General features: G+C 67.8%; 19 protein-coding genes. 10 read left to right on the forward strand and 9 right to left on the reverse strand.

All coding sequences use genetic code 11. The features are described from left to right. The first annotated feature begins 14 nt into the window (after positions 1–14). Together ABZ909_RS24525 and ABZ909_RS24530 are read left to right on the forward strand one after the other, a co-directional pair. On the forward strand, positions 15–470 hold the full coding sequence (locus ABZ909_RS24525; RefSeq protein WP_354846753.1) for a DUF4189 domain-containing protein: 456 nt from the start codon (positions 15–17) through the stop codon (positions 468–470). Between the two features lie 111 nt (positions 471–581). After that, complete coding sequence (locus ABZ909_RS24530; RefSeq protein WP_357003419.1) at positions 582–1,205, forward strand: hypothetical protein; 624 nt, start codon at positions 582–584, stop codon at positions 1,203–1,205. Positions 1,206–1,207: 2 nt separating this feature from the next. Here the strand turns inward: ABZ909_RS24530 and ABZ909_RS24535 are convergent, their stop codons facing one another. The 5 genes from ABZ909_RS24535 to ABZ909_RS24555 form a co-directional block, all read right to left on the reverse strand. Beyond that, positions 1,208–2,200 (reverse strand): hypothetical protein, encoded by a 993-nt coding sequence (locus ABZ909_RS24535; protein WP_357003421.1) that lies wholly within the window; start codon positions 2,198–2,200, stop codon positions 1,208–1,210. 102 nt (positions 2,201–2,302) lie between these two features. Further along, positions 2,303–2,797 carry a hypothetical protein gene (locus tag ABZ909_RS24540; protein WP_357003423.1) on the reverse strand — a complete coding sequence of 165 codons (495 nt, stop codon included), beginning with the start codon at positions 2,795–2,797 and terminating at the stop codon, positions 2,303–2,305. A gap of 30 nt (positions 2,798–2,827) precedes the next feature. Then, positions 2,828–3,082 carry a hypothetical protein gene (locus ABZ909_RS24545; RefSeq protein WP_357003425.1) on the reverse strand — a complete coding sequence of 85 codons (255 nt, stop codon included), beginning with the start codon at positions 3,080–3,082 and terminating at the stop codon, positions 2,828–2,830. Positions 3,083–3,157: 75 nt separating this feature from the next. Next, positions 3,158–4,057 (reverse strand): Ku protein, encoded by a 900-nt coding sequence (locus ABZ909_RS24550; protein WP_357003427.1) that lies wholly within the window; start codon positions 4,055–4,057, stop codon positions 3,158–3,160. A gap of 226 nt (positions 4,058–4,283) precedes the next feature. Next, positions 4,284–4,748 carry a YbaK/EbsC family protein gene (locus ABZ909_RS24555; protein WP_357003429.1) on the reverse strand — a complete coding sequence of 155 codons (465 nt, stop codon included), beginning with the start codon at positions 4,746–4,748 and terminating at the stop codon, positions 4,284–4,286. 111 nt (positions 4,749–4,859) lie between these two features. Here ABZ909_RS24555 and ABZ909_RS24560 point away from each other — a divergent pair, with 111 nt between their 5' ends. After that, positions 4,860–5,198 carry a hypothetical protein gene (locus tag ABZ909_RS24560; RefSeq protein ID WP_357003431.1) on the forward strand — a complete coding sequence of 113 codons (339 nt, stop codon included), beginning with the start codon at positions 4,860–4,862 and terminating at the stop codon, positions 5,196–5,198. Here ABZ909_RS24560 and ABZ909_RS24565 read toward each other — a convergent pair. The 3 genes from ABZ909_RS24565 to ABZ909_RS24575 form a co-directional block, all read right to left on the reverse strand. Continuing rightward, positions 5,116–6,105 (reverse strand): diiron oxygenase, encoded by a 990-nt coding sequence (locus ABZ909_RS24565; RefSeq protein ID WP_357003433.1) that lies wholly within the window; start codon positions 6,103–6,105, stop codon positions 5,116–5,118. The genes ABZ909_RS24560 and ABZ909_RS24565 overlap by 83 nt on opposite strands. Before the next feature lie 146 nt (positions 6,106–6,251). Then, positions 6,252–6,422, reverse strand: a complete 171-nt coding sequence (locus tag ABZ909_RS24570; protein ID WP_357003435.1) for a hypothetical protein — start codon at positions 6,420–6,422, stop codon at positions 6,252–6,254. A 423-nt stretch (positions 6,423–6,845) separates the two neighbouring features. After that, positions 6,846–8,405, reverse strand: a complete 1,560-nt coding sequence (locus ABZ909_RS24575; RefSeq protein ID WP_357003437.1) for an MFS transporter — start codon at positions 8,403–8,405, stop codon at positions 6,846–6,848. 90 nt (positions 8,406–8,495) lie between these two features. On the opposite strand from ABZ909_RS24575, the gene ABZ909_RS24580 reads away from it, so the two are divergent. After that, positions 8,496–8,927, forward strand: a complete 432-nt coding sequence (locus ABZ909_RS24580; protein ID WP_357003439.1) for a MarR family transcriptional regulator — start codon at positions 8,496–8,498, stop codon at positions 8,925–8,927. Between the two features lie 159 nt (positions 8,928–9,086). On the opposite strand, the gene ABZ909_RS24585 is transcribed toward ABZ909_RS24580, so the two are convergent. Beyond that, the gene (locus tag ABZ909_RS24585; RefSeq protein WP_357003441.1) at positions 9,087–10,595 is read right to left on the reverse strand and encodes a PucR family transcriptional regulator ligand-binding domain-containing protein; all 1,509 of its coding nucleotides are present in this window, start codon (positions 10,593–10,595) and stop codon (positions 9,087–9,089) included. A gap of 164 nt (positions 10,596–10,759) precedes the next feature. On the opposite strand from ABZ909_RS24585, the gene uraD reads away from it, so the two are divergent. The 6 genes from uraD to ABZ909_RS24615 are packed head-to-tail and all read left to right on the forward strand — an operon-like array spanning position 10,760 to position 16,689. Then, positions 10,760–11,275, forward strand: a complete 516-nt coding sequence (uraD, locus tag ABZ909_RS24590; RefSeq protein ID WP_357003443.1) for a 2-oxo-4-hydroxy-4-carboxy-5-ureidoimidazoline decarboxylase — start codon at positions 10,760–10,762, stop codon at positions 11,273–11,275. Beyond that, positions 11,272–11,571 carry a hydroxyisourate hydrolase gene (gene uraH / locus ABZ909_RS24595; protein ID WP_357003445.1) on the forward strand — a complete coding sequence of 100 codons (300 nt, stop codon included), beginning with the start codon at positions 11,272–11,274 and terminating at the stop codon, positions 11,569–11,571. The genes uraD and uraH overlap by 4 nt, the downstream gene beginning before the upstream one ends. A 42-nt stretch (positions 11,572–11,613) precedes the next feature. Continuing rightward, positions 11,614–12,486: an FAD binding domain-containing protein gene (locus tag ABZ909_RS24600; RefSeq protein WP_357003447.1), complete on the forward strand. Its 873-nt coding sequence runs from the start codon at positions 11,614–11,616 to the stop codon at positions 12,484–12,486. Continuing rightward, the gene (locus tag ABZ909_RS24605) at positions 12,486–12,956 is read left to right on the forward strand and encodes a (2Fe-2S)-binding protein (protein WP_357003449.1); all 471 of its coding nucleotides are present in this window, start codon (positions 12,486–12,488) and stop codon (positions 12,954–12,956) included. The genes ABZ909_RS24600 and ABZ909_RS24605 overlap by 1 nt, the downstream gene beginning before the upstream one ends. Continuing rightward, complete coding sequence (locus ABZ909_RS24610) at positions 12,953–14,359, forward strand: 8-oxoguanine deaminase (RefSeq protein ID WP_357003451.1); 1,407 nt, start codon at positions 12,953–12,955, stop codon at positions 14,357–14,359. Before ABZ909_RS24605 ends, ABZ909_RS24610 begins: the two co-directional genes overlap by 4 nt. Next, positions 14,356–16,689: a molybdopterin cofactor-binding domain-containing protein gene (locus ABZ909_RS24615; RefSeq protein WP_357003453.1), complete on the forward strand. Its 2,334-nt coding sequence runs from the start codon at positions 14,356–14,358 to the stop codon at positions 16,687–16,689. Before ABZ909_RS24610 ends, ABZ909_RS24615 begins: the two co-directional genes overlap by 4 nt. The last annotated feature ends 16 nt before the right edge of the window (positions 16,690–16,705 follow it).

Consider the following 16,705-nt stretch of genomic DNA (forward strand, 5'->3'; position numbering starts at 1 on the left):
CCGGGGAGTATCGAATGTCGTTGCTGCGCAAGGCCGGTGTAGGCCTCGCCGTTACGTCGATGGCCGCGATCGGCACCGTGGCCGCCGGAACCGCCTCCGCGGCGGACAGTGAACCGGTCTTTGTTGCCACCTCCGGTGACCTGTACGGCGCGCTGGCGCTGTCCAAGAGCACCGGAAACGTCGCCTATGCCGTGAACTACGGCAGCTGGGACAGCGCGGACAGCACCGCCGTGGACAAGTGCGGCGGCGGCGACTGCGCGGTCGTCGTGCACTTCGCCAATGCCTGCGGCGCGGTCGCACAGGGCGCCGACACCCGCTTCGGCTGGGCGTGGGCCCCCTCCAAGGTGGAGGCCGAGTCGGCCGCCATCAATGTGCTCGGCAAGAGCGCCCCGGGTTTCCCGGACACGGGGTCGTCCTCGCCGCGCCAGGCGAAGGTCATCTTGTCGGCGTGCACCGACAACGCGAGCTGACCGACCGCGAATCACCCTGGCGCCACACCGGATTCGTCCGGTGTGGCGCTGTTTTGTTTGCCGGAGTCCATTTTCCAGCAACATGCCCGGCCGGACGGAGATGATTTCCCGGTGGACGACATCACCTACGAGGACACCCGGTTCGCGATGCACGCGGCGGCCGAATTGCTGATTGCCGGCCCGCAGTACCGCCGATTCGGCAGTATCCGCATGCGTATCGTGCTGGGGGGCTTCACCGGCATCAAGTGGCCGGTGTCGGTGACGGGCACCGATCTGGTATGGCCACAGGGCCGAATCCGCCTGCACGGCACCTACAGTGACCTCGCCTCGACCGCCGGATTCGCGGCCGACGCCCCACCCGCGGGCCTGTATTCCGATGGCACCCGCATGGATCCGGACGAACCCTTCAGCGTCGACGCCGACGCCGCCACCACGGTGCACGACTGGTTCGCGGTGGGAGACACCGCACTACGGCGCTTCGCCGAGGAACAACCGGTGCTGTGGCCCGAGCACTTCGATCTGTCCGTCGCGGTCGACGACGTGAATTACGGTGTCTCCCCGGGAGACTGGGACAACCCGAAGCCCTACGCGTACGTCGGGCCGTGGACCCGGCGCGAGGGCGGGTTCTGGAACGCCTCCTTCGGGGCGATGCGCCCGCGCGCCGAGGTGGCGACGGTCGAGGGCCTGCTGGAGTTCTTCCGGGAGGGAAGAGCCCGTGCCGCGCAGGACAATTAACGTCAGCGCAGGTGCGCCTTCAGCACATCGCCGCCCTCGGTGCCGAGGATGAAGGTGTGGTCGTCGGACGGGTCGACGGCCACAGAGGTCAGCGGCTGTCCCGAAAGCAGCGTACAGCTGGTGTGGGTGACCGGATCGGCCCGCACGAATTGCCCACTGCCGGTGGCGATGTAGAGCAACCCGTCGGCGGCGATCGCCAGATCGTCGGGGAGCAGCGGTCCGGTGAGCGGTGCGGGCGCCAGATCGACGGCGACGTCGGCCCGGGCCGGATCGTCGATGGGTAGCGCGACGATGCGCGCCGTAGGGCTCTCCAGCAGGGTCACATAGAGGATTTTCCCGGCCGCGGCGATCCCGTCGGCGCCGGATCCCTTGGCCGCCAGCGCGTTCCGGGCCCGCTCGGTCCACTCGGTGTCGAGGGTCCCATCCGGCCGGATCCGCTCCACGGTGTCGGCGGTGGTGTCGGCGACGAACAGATTCCCGGCCGCATCGAAGGCGGCCCCATTGGCCTGGCCGAGCCCGGAAGCGAAGACCTCGGGCTGCGGAACAGCCGCGTCGGGATCGAATCGGAGCACGCCGCCCTGCCCGGCGAGCCCTGCGAACGGTGAATTGCCGTATGTCACATACATCAGCCCGTCCGGGCCGAGCCGGACCGCGCCCGGGCTGGACACCGGCACGCTGACGACGAGGTGACCGTCCCGGTCGTACCGCTCGACCGCATTGCGGAAGGTGCGCGCCACCCAGAGGTCCCCGGCCGCGTCGAATCCCAGATTCTCCGACCAGTCGACGACCGGCGTGCGGGTGGGCAGTTCCACCGCCGGTTCGGCTGGGGAGCAGGAAACCGGCGTGGCCGTGCCGGGTACGTCGGCGGCGGCGGGACCGGTCATCGCGACGGGTCCGCCCGTGGCGACGACCAGCAGGAGGGTCACGCCCAGTCCGGCGCGTCGCCCCCTGGGATCCGCTTGCGGCGCAGCTACTTCGGGTCGCGGCTGCGGCATCGAGGCGTTCCCTTCGCTGGGCGGTGGTCGCGGCCAGCGTATATCGCCTGGTCCAGCCCGGCAATGATTACCGGGCCGACATGCTCGAAGGTTCCACGGCCGCTATGACGCGGCGGGGTGCGTGGGTAGCTGCTCGGTGGAGCGTTCCGCCAGTGCCGCTTCGACATTCGCGATGCCAGCCCGGACTCCGAGCCCGTAGCCGTCCTCGTCGAGAGCATCGAGCCGGTGACGGGCGTCGTCGAGGTGGCGCTGGGCGGTGTCGAAAGCGCCCAGGCGGCGGTAATTGTCGGCGAGATTCAGGTGTAGCGACGGATAGAAACCCCGGACACTCAACCCCGCATGGTGGGCCTGGGCCCGCTCATCGGTGAGCGTGTCGGCGGCGTCGAGGGCGCGGATATCCCAGGTGAGCGCGTCCGCTGCGTGCGCCTGGAGGTCGGCCAGGAAATGGGCGAGCGAGACCCGGTGCAGCGGGTCGCCGCCCGCGCCGATGGCGTCCCACAGCGCGGTCAGCTGCTTCCGCGCCGTCGCCGTATCACCTTGGCGGCCAAGGGTTACGGCGTCGTTGATGGCGATCATGGTCTCGTCGACGGCGGTCATGCCCGCGACCGTAGCGCGCGGGTCCGACAACTAGCGGGCGGGCCGTCCGTGCCGTCCGTCCCCGGTGATCCGACTGCGTCCGACCACCCGATCCGAATCCACCGCCACCCAGCAGGACCGGCCAGCACTGTCGAGGTGCTCGGCCACCGAGGTCAGCGACCATGAGGTGTAGGGCTTGGCCTGGGTGTCGAACACCTGGTAGCCGAGGTCGATGACCTGACGCAGATGCCCGAGCCCCATGGGCACGACGGCGATATCCGGATGGATGGATATGTCGGAATCCATGCCCGTCAGTTTGCCAGGTGGGTGCTGGCTACCCGGGGTCCCGCCGGGTAGCGAAGCCACGCAGGTGGCGTGCTATCACGCGCCCTTGCGGGTCTGCTTGGCCGGAGCCTTCTTCGCGGCCTTCTTGGCGGGCTTCTTCTCCGCGGTCGCCTTCGCCGCCTCGGTGGCCTGGGCCGGTGCGGCGCTCGCCTTGCGTCCGGAGGCTTCGAGACTGCGCTGCAGGGCCGCGACCAGGTCCACCACCTCGGCATCCATTGCCGGAACCGCCGCCTCGGGCGCCCGGGTGACCTTGCTGGAACCGCTGGCGATCGCCTCGTCGAGCAGTTTCTTCAATTCGATCTGATATTCGTCCACGTACAGGCTCGGATCGAAATCGTCGGACAGCGTGTCGACGAGCGTCTCGGCCATCTGCAATTCCTGGGACTTCGGCTCGGTCACGCCCTCGAGCTTGTCGAACGCCACCGCCCGCACCTCGTCCGGCCACAGCAGCGTCTGCAGCACCAGCACCCCGTCGCGCACCCGCAGCGCGCCGAGCCGGGTCTTCTGGCGCAGCGTGAAATGCACCAGCGCCACCCGGTCCACCCGTTCGAGGGTCTTCGCCAGCAGCACATAGGCTTTCGGTGTGGTCGAATCGGGTTCCAGATAGTAGCTCTTGTCGAAGAGAATCGGATCGATCTGCTCCGACGGCACGAATTGCAAGACGGGAATTTCGTGTTTCTCGGCCGCCGGAAGTTTGGCGAAATCCTCTTCGGTGAGAATCACCCGATCCCCGTCGGGTGATTCGTATGCTCGGTCGATATCGGAATACTGCACGGGCTGCCCGTCCACCGTGCACAACCGCTCGTAGCGAATGCGTCCGCCATCGGCGGCGTGCACCTGGTGGAACTTGATGTCGTGGTCCTCCGTGGCGGTGTAGACCTTCACGGGGACATTCACCAGTCCGAACGCGATGGAGCCCTTCCAAATGGACCGCATTTGGCCAGAGTACGTCGTCCCAGGTCAGCGTTCTACCGCACCGCGCCGGGACCTGCCTGTTCGCCCTGGTCGTTGTGGCTGCCGGTGAGCGTCCGACGGCTTGTGGACGGCTTGGGCTCGCGGACGCGTGCAGTCCGGCCACCGTGCTCGCAGGCTCTCGGGAACGGCCGGGAGCCCGGTCCACTGCTTGCGGTCATGCACTGGTTGCCGCTCGGGACACGATGCCCTACATCCGGTACGAAAAATGCGCGACCTCGGCCGTTTCCATCAGTGACAGGAATTCGTCCTGCGCCATATGGATGAGCGCCTCGTGATCGCCGGCCTCGAAATAGACCTCCGGCTCCAGCGCCAGATCCTCCTCGAGGAAGGTCTGCATGCCGTAGGCCATGCAGATCGGCGGCAACGCGCCCGTATCGCAGTCCTTGAACAGCTCGCGCAGCTCGGCTTCCTTCGCGAGCACCAGATGCCGGCCGGTCCGCGCCCAGAGATCGTCCAGGCGCACCGCTTGCGTCGTCGGCAACACGGCTGCGACATAGCCGTTGTCGTCTTCGAGCAGCACAGTTTTCGCGAGGCGATCGCCGGGGATGTGCGCCGCCGCGGCCGTCTGCAGGCTCGTATCGCTATGAGGGTGGTTCACGACTTCGTACCGCGAGGACTTCTGACGCAGACAATCCTGCAGGGTGGGAGACATGGACATGGCAGACCTCGTCTCAACGTCTCGGGTGAATGCTGTGTTTGTGGGTGAATGCTGTGTTTTTGCCGGTGTCTTTCAGCATAGATCGCGGTTGATGGACGACATGCCTTGCGGCATTACTTCGCCTCGATGGCCCTTGCTGATGGGGTATCGATTCGGGAGTTCGCAGAGTATCTCGGCCATCGTGACGCGTCGGTCACGTTGCGCTACTACGCCCACCCGGTGCCGTCCTCGCATGAGCTGCGTGTTTGTCGGTCCTGGTGTGGGCCTTCGGTATTCGCGTTGTCGCGCTGCCGAAAGCCCTTCCAATGGACCGCATTCCCGATCGTACTTCGGACGGGTGATTCCGTGGGTAACCCCGGGGTCAGGCCGCCCGGCGTTCGGGCTCGCTGCGGTAGCGGGATTGGTCGCCGTCGATGTGCAGGAGCTTCCACAGCCGCTTGGTGACCGGGTTCATCAGGCCCAGGTCGTCGGCGAGGGAGCGCATGTCACCGAAGTATCCGGAGAGGATTTTCGAGGCGGTCGGGGAGCGCCAGAACGCCTCCTTGATGACCTCACGGGGGATGTCGAAGGTGCGGGCGAATTCCGGTGGGGGAGCCATGATCTCACCGGCCAGCCACCGCATGGCGAGCGGGAAGGCGATACCGCAGACATTGCGATACAGCGGATTGAAACCCGGCACGTGCTCTTTCAGGAACTCGTTGGCAAAGGAGATGTGCCGCGCCTCCTCGGCGATATGGATCTCCATGCAACGCACCACCGCGGGTGGCAGGTGCGCGCCATTGCGGATGACCGCCTTCTGATAGTGGTCGATCGGTTCCTCGCCCCCGAGAATGCCGATGAACAGTATCGGCCACGCGTAACCGCCGGCCACGCCGATGAACGGCGACAGCGCCCGGAAGATGGGCCGCATTCCCGGGACGTCCACGCCGATCCGGTTGACCAGTTCCTGGAACATCTGGATGTGGTTGCACTCCTCGGTCATCTCGTGGAGGCAGTAGCGGAACTCCGGCGACCCGTTGGGCAGCTTCATGATGTACTGCATCATGCCGCGGATCAGGATGCTCTCGAAGGCCGCGCCGACCTTGATGGCATTGGCGATCCGCCACCGCCCGATCTCGATCTGCCGCTCCACGGGCAGGTCCTGATACCACTGCGTCGCGCCGAGCGGATCGATGTCCGGTTGCAGCACCCACCGCGGGTCCTGGGGGTCGATCGCGAATTCCGGTGAGTCCCAGGCGATATCGAGATACGGATCGAATCGGCGATACACCGATCCCGCCGACAGGGTGTGCAGCACGTCCGCGTAGTCCCGTGCCGCCGGAACGGAGCCCGACATCGTCGTCAGAGCCATCATTGCCTCCTCGTCTCTGTGCCGCGCCGCCCGGAAGCCGAAGCCGCTCCTGTGCGGTGCAACACACTCCAAGGTAAGTGCTAACTAGGGTTACAGACAACCCTGAAATGCCCGTGTGACCCAGGATTCGGGCGGTGTCCCGCTCGTCACCAGCGCTGCCGGTGCAGGACCCGATCACGCGGGACGCGGACCGCGGGCTTGAACTCGGTGCCGAGCGTGTAGGCCGGCGGCGAGAACGCGGCGAGCATGACCTCGTCGTAGGGCACGCCCATGATCGCCGACAGTTCGCGCTCGAGTGGAGCCTGGGCCGTGCTCATATGGTCCGGAGGTCGCTGGGCGCCCGGCGGGCGCCTTCGCCGCGCTCGCTCCCGAGGAACGGGTCCAGCTGACGACCTTGCTCTGGAAGCTTCTCGCTACCTGAGGGGCATCCGAGTGGTCACGTTTCCGCGCTGCGCGTGCGAGATTCACGTGTGGAGGGAATTCCGTCGAACCGGGTTGCGCGACGCGCTGAATTTCCCTGCCCCGGACCGTCTTACGAGGTAGGTGGTGCGGACACCGTGCCCTCGGAACAGAAGGAAACCGGCCATGTCGATCCGGAGATCGTTGCAACAAGCTCGGCGCGTGCACTCGAAATTGGTGCAGGCGCATCGCGGTCGGGACGATGAGCGCAGCGCCCTGCACCGCCGTCGGGTGGCGCAGGACGCGTGGCGTGGCGCTCGCTGAGAGCGGGGCCGATCGGCTCAGTCGTGACCGGCGGCCGCCAGGCTCGGCTCGGGCTCGGGTGCTGCCGGGGTGGGGCGGGGCCGCAGGGTCAGGGCCAGGACGGCGGCTCCCGCCAGCGCGAAGACCATGGTCCAGACACCGCCGACGTGCATGGCGTGGATGAAAGCGTCGTCTGCGGCGTGGGACAGGTCGGGGCGATCGATCGCGGCGGCCACATGGCGCGCCTGTTCGGCGGATACCTGGGCGGGTTCGCGGGCGGCGTCGGGCAGGCCGGTGAGTGCGGCCTGGATGCCGGTCCGGTAGGTGATGGCCATAATGGTGCCGCCGAGTGCGATACCCAGGACGCTGCCGGTTTGTCGGACGGTATTGGTAACGGCCGATCCCGCGCCGGCGCGGTCGAGCGGGAGTGTGCTCATGAGGGCGCTGGTGACCGAACCGATCACCATGCCGATCGAGAAGCCCTGTGCCGCAGCCAGTGCCACATTCCAGATGATGGGCGTATGCAGTCCGAAGAAGACCGCACTGCCCATGCAGAGCGCGCCGACGGTGAGGGCGGTCGCGGTCACCGCGCGCAGGGAGAAGCGGCGGACCAGACGGACGCCGAGCGGACCGCCGATGATCACGCCAACGGCGGCGGGGGAGTTGATCAGACCCGCCGCCAGCGGTGAGAAGCCGCGTGCGCCCTGGAGGTAGAAGGCCGCGTAGAAGCCGGCGGCGGTCATGGCCATGAACAGCAGGCCCAGGGCCGCGTTGCCGCCGCCGAAGACCCGCTGGGCAAGCAGTCGGGGATCGAAACTCGGCTGCCCGGAACGCAATTCGACGATCACGAACGCGGCGAGCAGGGCCAGTCCGGCCGCGATGGGCGCCCACACCTGCGCCGGCGTCCATGCGGCGACCTGGCCGGCGCGGATGAGTCCGTAGGCGAGTGCCGCCAATCCACTCACCGACAGCGCCAGCCCGCCGAGGTCCAGCGGCCGCGGCGTCGGGCTGCGGAAGTTCGGGACCAGTGCCGCGATCCCGATCAATGCGACCGCGACGACGGGCACGTTCACGAGAAACACCGAGCCCCACCAGAAGCGGTCGAGCAGCAGCCCGGCCAGCAGCGGCCCGGCCGCCAGTCCGACACCGGCGGAGGTGGAGAACAGCCCGATGGCCGACGCCCGCGCCGGACCGGTGAACGTCCAGGTCACCGTCGCCATGGTGGCGGGCATGATGAGCGCGCTGCCCACGCCCATGACCGCACGGGCGGCGACGAGCCCGGCGGGATCACCGGCGTAGGCCGCCCAGACCGAGGCAGCGGCGAAGACGATCAATCCGGTGACGAGCACGGTCCGGTGCCCGTAGCGGTCACCGAGCGCCCCGGCGGTGAACATGAGCGCGGCGAACACGAGCGTGTAGGACCCCGAGGCCCATTGCAGCTGAGCGGGATTCGCGCCCAGTCCGCGCACCGGATCGGCGAGGGTCTCGAGCGCGGTGGCGAGGATGGTGTTGTCCAGCCAGATCAGCAGGGAGGACAGCAGGAGAACGGCGAGGACGAGCCGCCGCCGGGATCTCGGCAGCGTCGCGGGCATGGTCATGGATGCCTTCGATAAGATTGGTAGGAACCTGACGATCGCCAGTGTGCGTGATTGTCAGGAACCTGTCAATCTTTGGAAAGGGTTGTCGCGGTGAGCTGTTCCGGATCGCAGGATGGATCCCTGACCTTCATGGTCCGCACGGTGTGGTTGAGCATGCGTTCCGCGATCGGTGAGGAACTCAAGGATTTCGGCCTCACGACCTCGCAGTATGCGACGCTGATGATGACGCAGGAACAGCCCGGGAAGTCGGTCACCGATATCGCCCGCGATGTCGGCAGCACCCGGCAGGCCGCGAACGAGATGCTCGGCGGCCTGGAGAAGGCGGGCCTGATCGAGCGCCGCGTGCACCCGACCGACCGCCGGACCCATCAGATCTACGTGACCGACGCGGGTCGCGCCGTGTACACCGAGGCCCATGCCGCCGTCGGCCGCCGCGAAGCCGAACTGGAAGCCGGATTCACCCCCGAACAGCGCGCCGCGGTCCGGGAATGGCTCAGCGGCATGGCCGAAGCCTGCCGCTGACCAGTGCCGATCCCGCCGCGTGCTGGGCGGCGGTGCACGCCCGGGAGTCGGGGGCGGAACTGGTACCGAGCGGATCCGAGCCCGGCAGGCCGCCGCCATCACCGCGGTCGGCCGGCTGATGTACCGATCCCCACTGGGTTCGGTGAGGGGGGATAGCGGTCACCGCAGCGCGAGGGCGAGGAAGAAATCGACGCGGTCCTCGAGCCGGGACAGGTCGCGGTTGGTGAGTTCCTCGATGCGCTGAATGCGGTAGCGCAGCGTATTCACGTGCAGGTGCAGCAGATCCGCGCACTTGGTCCAGGACCCGGACACTTCGAGGAAGGTCTCGAGGGTGTGCACCAGATCGGCGCGATTGTCCTGATCGTAGACGCGCAGCGGATCCAGTAGCCGCACCCGGAACATGCGCCGGACCTCGTCGGGGACGCTGGCCAGCAGCAGCATGTGGGTGGCGAGTTCGTCGTGGCGGACCACGCTGGTGGGCTGCTGCCGTTCGGCGGCCATGCGCCGGGCGTAGCGGGCCTCCTCGACCGCGCCGCGCAGCCCCTCGCCGTCGACCGCGCCGCTGATGCCGACCGAGAGCCGGCTCAGTTGCAGCCCGGGTTCGAGGGCTTCGATGGCCCGATGGATGCGGTCGTCCAGGGCCCTGTCGTCACCGAGGGCGACCAGCAGGATGACCTCGCCGTCGACCACCCCGATGGCAGGGCTTCGGCCGTAAAGGATTTCGCGCAGCACGGCGCGCAACTCACGGGGCCGCACGGCCCCGGAGTCCGCGGTCGCGGCGACCGCGAGGTACCGGTCGGACAGTCCCAGCCCGGTCAGCTCCAGCCGGGAGATGATGTCGGCGGATTTGGCGTCGGACATGATCAGCTCGATCAGTTCCTGGGCCAGTCGCCCCTCGGCACTGTGCCGATCGTCCTGCCGGGCTCGTTCCAGGGACACCACCGCGGCGAGTTCCCCGATGAGGGCCCGCCGCTCCTCGGGCCAGTCCTTGTAATCGCTCTCGAACACCAGGAACCAGTCCGCGATGCGCGAGGTCCCGTCCGCGTCCACCGCGAACAGCGAGTACCGCACCTGATCGTGGGAAAGCACATGCGGCAGCCGCCGCGCGCCCAGGAACGCCGACCGCACCTGGTCGGGCAGGTCCCGGGTCGGCCCGGCCACCACGCGCCCGAGTGCGGACACCACCCAGCAGCGCGTACCCAGCGTGCGATGCACCAGGTCGAGCACCGAATCCAGCCCGCCGCCGGACACCAGTTGCCGGTGCCGGTCCAGGATCGCGCTCAGGTCGGCGGCCCGTCCGGACGACAGTTTCCGGTTGATCTGCTCGGTGACGGTGGCGAAGGCGATCTGCTCCTCGACCCGGAACAGCGGGATTCGGTGTTTCTTACAGGCCGCGACGAGATCGTCGGGAGCTCCGCCGTACAGCGCGTCACCGGCGGCGAGCGCGGCCACCCGGGCGCGGGCGAGCGCGCTCACGAAGGTCTCACTGTCCTCGGGGGAATGCCGCCATTGCAGGCCGGTCAGGACGAATTCGCCGCCGGAGAGGTATCGACCGGGATCGAGCATGTCGGTGGTTACCACCCAGCGTACGAAGCGGTCCAGCTCGTCTTCTCCGGTGACGAGCCGCAGGCCCAGATCGTGCATGGTCAGCAGGGAACGTAACCGCATGATGCCCGAGGCTAACAGTCGGTGACGGCCCGGTTACCTAAGTTGGATGTAACTACGAACGCGCCCCTGTGAAGCAGGCCACAGGTTAGGAGGTCTCGTTCTTTCGGGCATGAGCACCCGCCGGGTTAAGTGGTTGACACACGCCAATGACGGATGGAGGTCGGATGTCGAGTCGCCTGGAATGGCTCGGTTCGCTGCCCCTGGAAGAGGCCGAGACGCAGCTGCTGACCTGCAATGCATCGCGAACCTGGGCGCGCAGGATGGTGGCGAACAGGCCGTACGCGGACGAGTCGAGTCTGATCGCCGCGGCGGTGACCGGGGTCACCGAGCTGAGTTGGATCGATGTCGAGGAGGCGTTGTCGGCGCACCCCCGCATCGGGGAGCGCACGGCCGCCGCCCACCAGTCCGAGCGTGAGGCGAAGTGGTCCGCCGACGAACAGTCCGGAGCCTCCGCCGCCGACGATCAGGTGAAGGCCGACTTGGCCTCCTGGAACGTGACCTACCAGGAACACTTCGGCCACGTCTTCCTGATCCGGGCCGCCGGGCGCAGCGCCACCGAGATGCTCTCGGAGCTCCAGCGCCGGCTCGGCAACTCGGTCGTCGACGAGCAGCTGACGGTCCGCCGCGAGCTCGCCGACATCACCGGCCTGCGGATACGGAAACTCCTGGAGGACAAGTGAGTTTGTCCACCCACGTGCTCAATGCCGCGACCGGACGCCCGGCCGCGGGCATGGCGGTGCGGCTGGAGAGCGCGGCGGGGGAGATCCTCGCCGAGCGCCACACCGATGACGACGGTCGGGTCGAGGATCTGCCCGCCCCGAGCGCCGGTGCGCACCGCCTGATCTTCGACACCTCCGGCGTCAGCCCGTTCTATCCCACGGTGACCATCGATTTCCTGGTCACCGATCCGGATGAGCACTACCACGTACCCCTGCTGTTGAGCCCCTACTCCTTCTCTACGTACCGGGGCAGCTGAGTGCTGTCGTACCTGCGTCGAACCGATATCTAGAGGATTGCAATGGATTTCCTACAACCGGGAAGCTGGGCCGAAGCGCTCCAGCTGAAAGCGGAACGCCCCGAGGCGGTTCCGATTCAGGGCGGCACCGACGTGATGGTCGAGCTGAACTTCGACCGGCACCGTCCGGCCGCCATTCTGGACCTGAACCCGTGCCGTGAGGTCTTCACCGTCGACGAGCAGGAGGACGGCCGGATCCGGCTGGGCTCCGGCGTCCCGTTCGTGAAGATCATCAACCGGTATCAGGACCGGCTGCCCGGTCTGGCCCAGGCGTCGCGCACCGTGGGTTCTCCGCAGATCCGCAATCGCGGCACCGTCGGCGGCAATCTGGGTGGCGCCTCGCCCGCCGGTGACGCCCACCCGGCCCTGCTGGCCGGCAATGCCGTGGTCGAGGTCGAGTCGGCCGCCCGCGGCACCCGCATGATCGACATCGACGACTTCTACGTCTGGGTCAAGAAGAACGCGCTCGAACCGGACGAGCTCATTCGCGCCGTGTGGCTGAAGCCCGCCAGCGGCCCGCAGTACTTCTCGAAGGTCGGCACCCGCAACGCAATGGTGATCGCCGTGTGCTCGTTCTCCGTTGCGCTGCACGCGGATTCGCGGACCGTCGGCGCGGGCATCGGCTCGGCCGGTCCGACCCCGATCCGTCCGGTGGAGGCGCAGGACTTCCTGGCCGCCAACCTGGACTGGGACAACGACGGCGTGCTGAACGACGAGCTGGCGCGCGAATTCGGCCGTCTGGTCGGCGCCGCGGCCAAGCCCATCGACGATGTGCGCGGCACCGCCGACTACCGCCGGCACGCGCTGTCGGTGATGGCCCGCCGGACCCTCGGCTGGGCGTGGAACGACTACACCGCCGAGAGGAGGGCGGCCTGATGCGTATCAACTTCACCGTCAACGGATCCCAGGAAACCGCCGACGACGTCTGGGAAGGCGAGAGCCTGCTGTACCTGCTGCGTGAGCGGGTCGGCCTCCCCGGCTCCAAGAACGCCTGCGAGCAGGGCGAATGTGGTTCCTGCACCGTCTATCTGGACGGCACCCCGGTCTGCTCGTGCCTGGTGGCCGCGGGCCAGGTGGAGGGCCGTTCGGTCCGTACCGTCGAGGGCCTGGCCGACGGCGACAAGCTGGACCCCATGCAGCAGGCCTTCGTGGAGGCCGGCGCGGTCCAGTGTGGTTTCTGCACACCGGGTCTGATCGTGCAGGCGCACGACCTGATCGATCGGGTGCCCAACCCGTCGGACGTCGAGATCCGTGAGGCGCTGGCCGGAAACCTGTGCCGCTGTACGGGTTACGAGAAGATTCTGGATGCCGTTCGTCTGGCGGCCGAGCGGAAGGCTGCCAAATGAGTGCTGCATCGCGAAGCGATTCCACCAGGGGCGGCAGTGGGGCGACGGGTGGGCACAAGCTGGTCATTGAAAACGCCTATATCGCACCGGTTGTCGGTGCGGAGATCCCGAACGGCTATCTGGTCGTCGGCGACGACGGCCGGATCGAAGCTCTCGGTGCAGGACCTGCGCCGATGGTGGTGGGTGCTGAACGCCTCTCCGGCACCGGCTGCCTGGTGACCCCGGGCCTGGTGAATACCCACCACCACCTCTACCAGTGGGCCACCCAGGGCCTGTTCCAGGACGCCACCCTGTTCGAGTGGCTGACCGGCCTGTACCGCCTGTGGGCCACCATGGACGCCGAGATCGTCTACGGCGCGGCGTCCGCCGGTCTGGGCTGGCTCGCGCTGACCGGCACCACCACCTCCACCGATCACCACTACGTGTTCCCCAAGGGCCGTGGTGATCTGTTCGAGGCCGAGGTGCGCGCCGCTCGCGAGCTGGGCATTCGCTTCCATCCGTGCCGCGGGTCCATGGACCGCGGCCAGTCGCACGGTGGCCTGCCGCCGGACGAGGTGGTCGAGAACCGCGAAGAGATCCTCCTCAACACCGAGGAGATCATCCGCATGTACCACGACCCGTCCTTCGACTCCATGTTGCGCGTGGCCGTCGCCCCCTGCTCGCCGTTCTCGGTGTCCGAGGGTCTGATGGTCGATTCGGCCGCGCTGGCCCGCCGGCACGGCGTGCGCCTGCACACCCACCTCGCCGAGACCCTGGACGAGGAAGAGCACTGCATCGAGCAGATGGGTTGCACCCCGGTCGAATACATGGAGAAGCTGGGCTGGCTCGGTGACGATGTGTGGTTCGCCCACGCGGTGCACCTGCACGACAAGGACATCGCGGCGTTCGCGAAGACCGGTACCGGTTCGGCGCACTGCCCGACCTCGAATGCTCGCCTGGGCGCGGGCATCGCGCGAGTGATGGACCTGCTGGCCGCCGGCGCGCCCGTCGGCCTCGGCGTGGACGGCGCGGCCTCCTCCGAGCTCACCTCCATGGCCGGCGAAATGCGCCAGGCCATGCTGTTCCAGCGCGCCGTGCACGGCCCCCGCGCCATGACCGCGCGGCAGGCCCTCGAGGTCGGCACCCTGGGTGGCGCCCGGAACCTGGGACGGCAGAACGAGATCGGTTCGCTCGAGGTCGGCAAGCTCGCCGATATCGCGGTCTGGAAGGTGGACGGCTTCCGTGCCGCCATCGAGGACCCGGTGTGCTCGCTGGTGTTCGGCCCGCAGCCGCCGCTGGCGCGCCTGCTGGTGGGCGGCAACACCGTCGTGGAGAACGACGAGCTGAAGACCATGCCGCACGACGCGGTCGGCCGGGCGGGCGTAGCCGCGCGCAAGCGAATCATGAAGCAGGAGAACCGATGACCATCACACGCACCACTCGGTTCCCCACGGACGTGGCGGTCCCGGGCAAGGGCGGGATCGGCGAGAGCCCGCTCCGCCCGGACGGCACCCTCAAGGTGAAGGGCGAATTCGCCTACTCCTCCGACCTGTGGATGGACGGCATGCTGTGGGGTGCGACTCTGCGCAGCCCGCACGCCCGCGCCAGACTCGTCAGCGTCGACACCAGCAAGGCCCTCGCCATGACCGGCGTGCACGCCGTGCTCACCCATGAGGACGTGCCGGGCCGCAAGGTCTACGGCCTCGACCACACCTGGGACCAGCCGGTACTGGCCTTCGACGAGGTGCGCCACCACGGCGAGGCCATTGCCCTGGTCGCCGCCGACCACCCCGAGATCGCCCGGCGCGCCGTCGCCGCCATCGAGGTGGAATACGAAGTGCTGGAACCGATCACGGACCCGATGGCCGTGGTCGAGGACCCGGTCGGGCTGGCCGTGCAGTCGCGCGGCGGCATCGCCCGCTACCAGCCGGTTCGCTCCGGCGACATCGAGATCGGCAAGGCCCTCGCCACCGTCGTGGTCGCCGAGGAGTTCGAGGTCGGCATGCAGGACCAGGCCTTCCTGGGCCCGGAGTCCGGCATGGTCATCCCGAACGAGGACGGCTCGCTCGACTTCTATGTCGCGACGCAGTGGCTGCACTGGGACCTCACCCAGATCGGCCCGTGCCTGGGTCTGGACGAGGACCGGATCCGCATGACCATGTCCGGCGTCGGCGGCGCCTTCGGCGGCCGCGAGGACCTGTCCATGCAGATCCACGCCGGCATGCTGGCCATGCGCACCGGCAAGCCGATCAAGATGATGTACAACCGCGAGGAGTCGTTCTTCGGGCACGTGCATCGCCACCCGGCGAAGATGCGCTACGAATTCGGCGCCACCGCGACCGGAAAGATCACCTACGCAAAGGTTCTCATCGTTCTCGACGGCGGCGCGTACACCTCGGCCACCCAGAACGTGATCGGCAATGCCGCCTCGCTGGCGCTGGGCCCCTACGAGGTCCCGCACCTGGAGATCGATGCCTACGGTGTCTTCACCAACAACCCGGTCTGCGGCGCCATGCGCGGATTCGGTGTCGTGCAAGCGTGTTTCGCCCACGAGTCCATGATGGACAAGCTCGCCGAGGCCCTCGACATGGATCCGGTCACGGTCCGCCAGGTCAATGCCGTCTCTCAGGGTTCCACGCTCGCCACCGGCCAGGTCGTGCACGCGCCGACCCCGCTGAAGGAGATGCTCGACAGCCTGCGCGACATGGAACTGCCGGAGTCCGTGGACACCTCGGACATCCGCAACCTGCCCGGCGGTGCGTCGCAGACCACCCACGGCGAGGGGGTGTACCGCGGTGTCGGCTACGGCGTCGGGATCAAGAACATCTGCTTCTCCGAGGGCTTCGACGACTACTCGACCGCCCGGGTGCGCCTGGAAGTGATCGGCGGCGAGCCGGTCGCACTGGTGCACACGGCCGGCGCGGAGGTCGGCCAGGGCCTGATCACGCTCGAAGCGCAGATCGCGCGCACCGAACTCGCCATCGAGCGGGTGGTCAGCCACCCCTCCGACAACAATGTCGGCAGCTCGGGTTCGTCGTCCGCCTCGCGTCAGTCGTACATGACCGGCGGCGCGGTGATGACCGCCTGCCGGGCGGTGGCCGACGAGCTGTTCGTGTTGGCGCGCAAGAAGTTCGACGTGCACGGCTTCATGCGGCTCGAGGGCGGCAAGGTCGTCAAGAACAACGGTGAAGTGGTCGCGACCATCGAGGATGTGCTCGGCGACGACGTCATCGATCTGACCCGTGAATACCACCACCAGCCGACCACCGGTATGGACAAGGTGACCGGTCAGGGCTCCAGCCACACCCAGCTCGCGGTCTGTGTGCACCGGGCCGTGGTGGATGTCGACACCGAGCTCGGACTGGTCAAAGTCGTTGCCCTGGACGCCGTTCAGGACGTCGGCAAGATCATGAACCGGCTTTCGCTGGAAGGCCAGATCCACGGCGGCTCCATTCAGGGCCTGGGTCTGGCGGTTATGGAGGAAATTCAGGTCACCAACGGCAAGGTGCGGAACCCGTCCTTCACGGACTATCTGATTCCCACCATTCTCGATACACCCCCGCAGAAGCTGGAGATCCTGGAGAACCCGGACCCGCACGCCCCCTACGGCCTGCGCGGCGCGGGTGAACCGCCCACCCTCTCCTCCACGCCTGCGATCGCCGCAGCGATTCGCGATGCCTGCCGCAAGCGGGGCGGCACCGGAAACATCAACCGCGTGCCCGTGCGTCCGGAAGACATCATCCGGAACAGTTGATCAACAGGGGCAGATC

This window comes from Nocardia sp. NPDC046763 (assembly GCF_040645495.1).
Lineage (GTDB): Bacteria > Actinomycetota > Actinomycetes > Mycobacteriales > Mycobacteriaceae > Nocardia.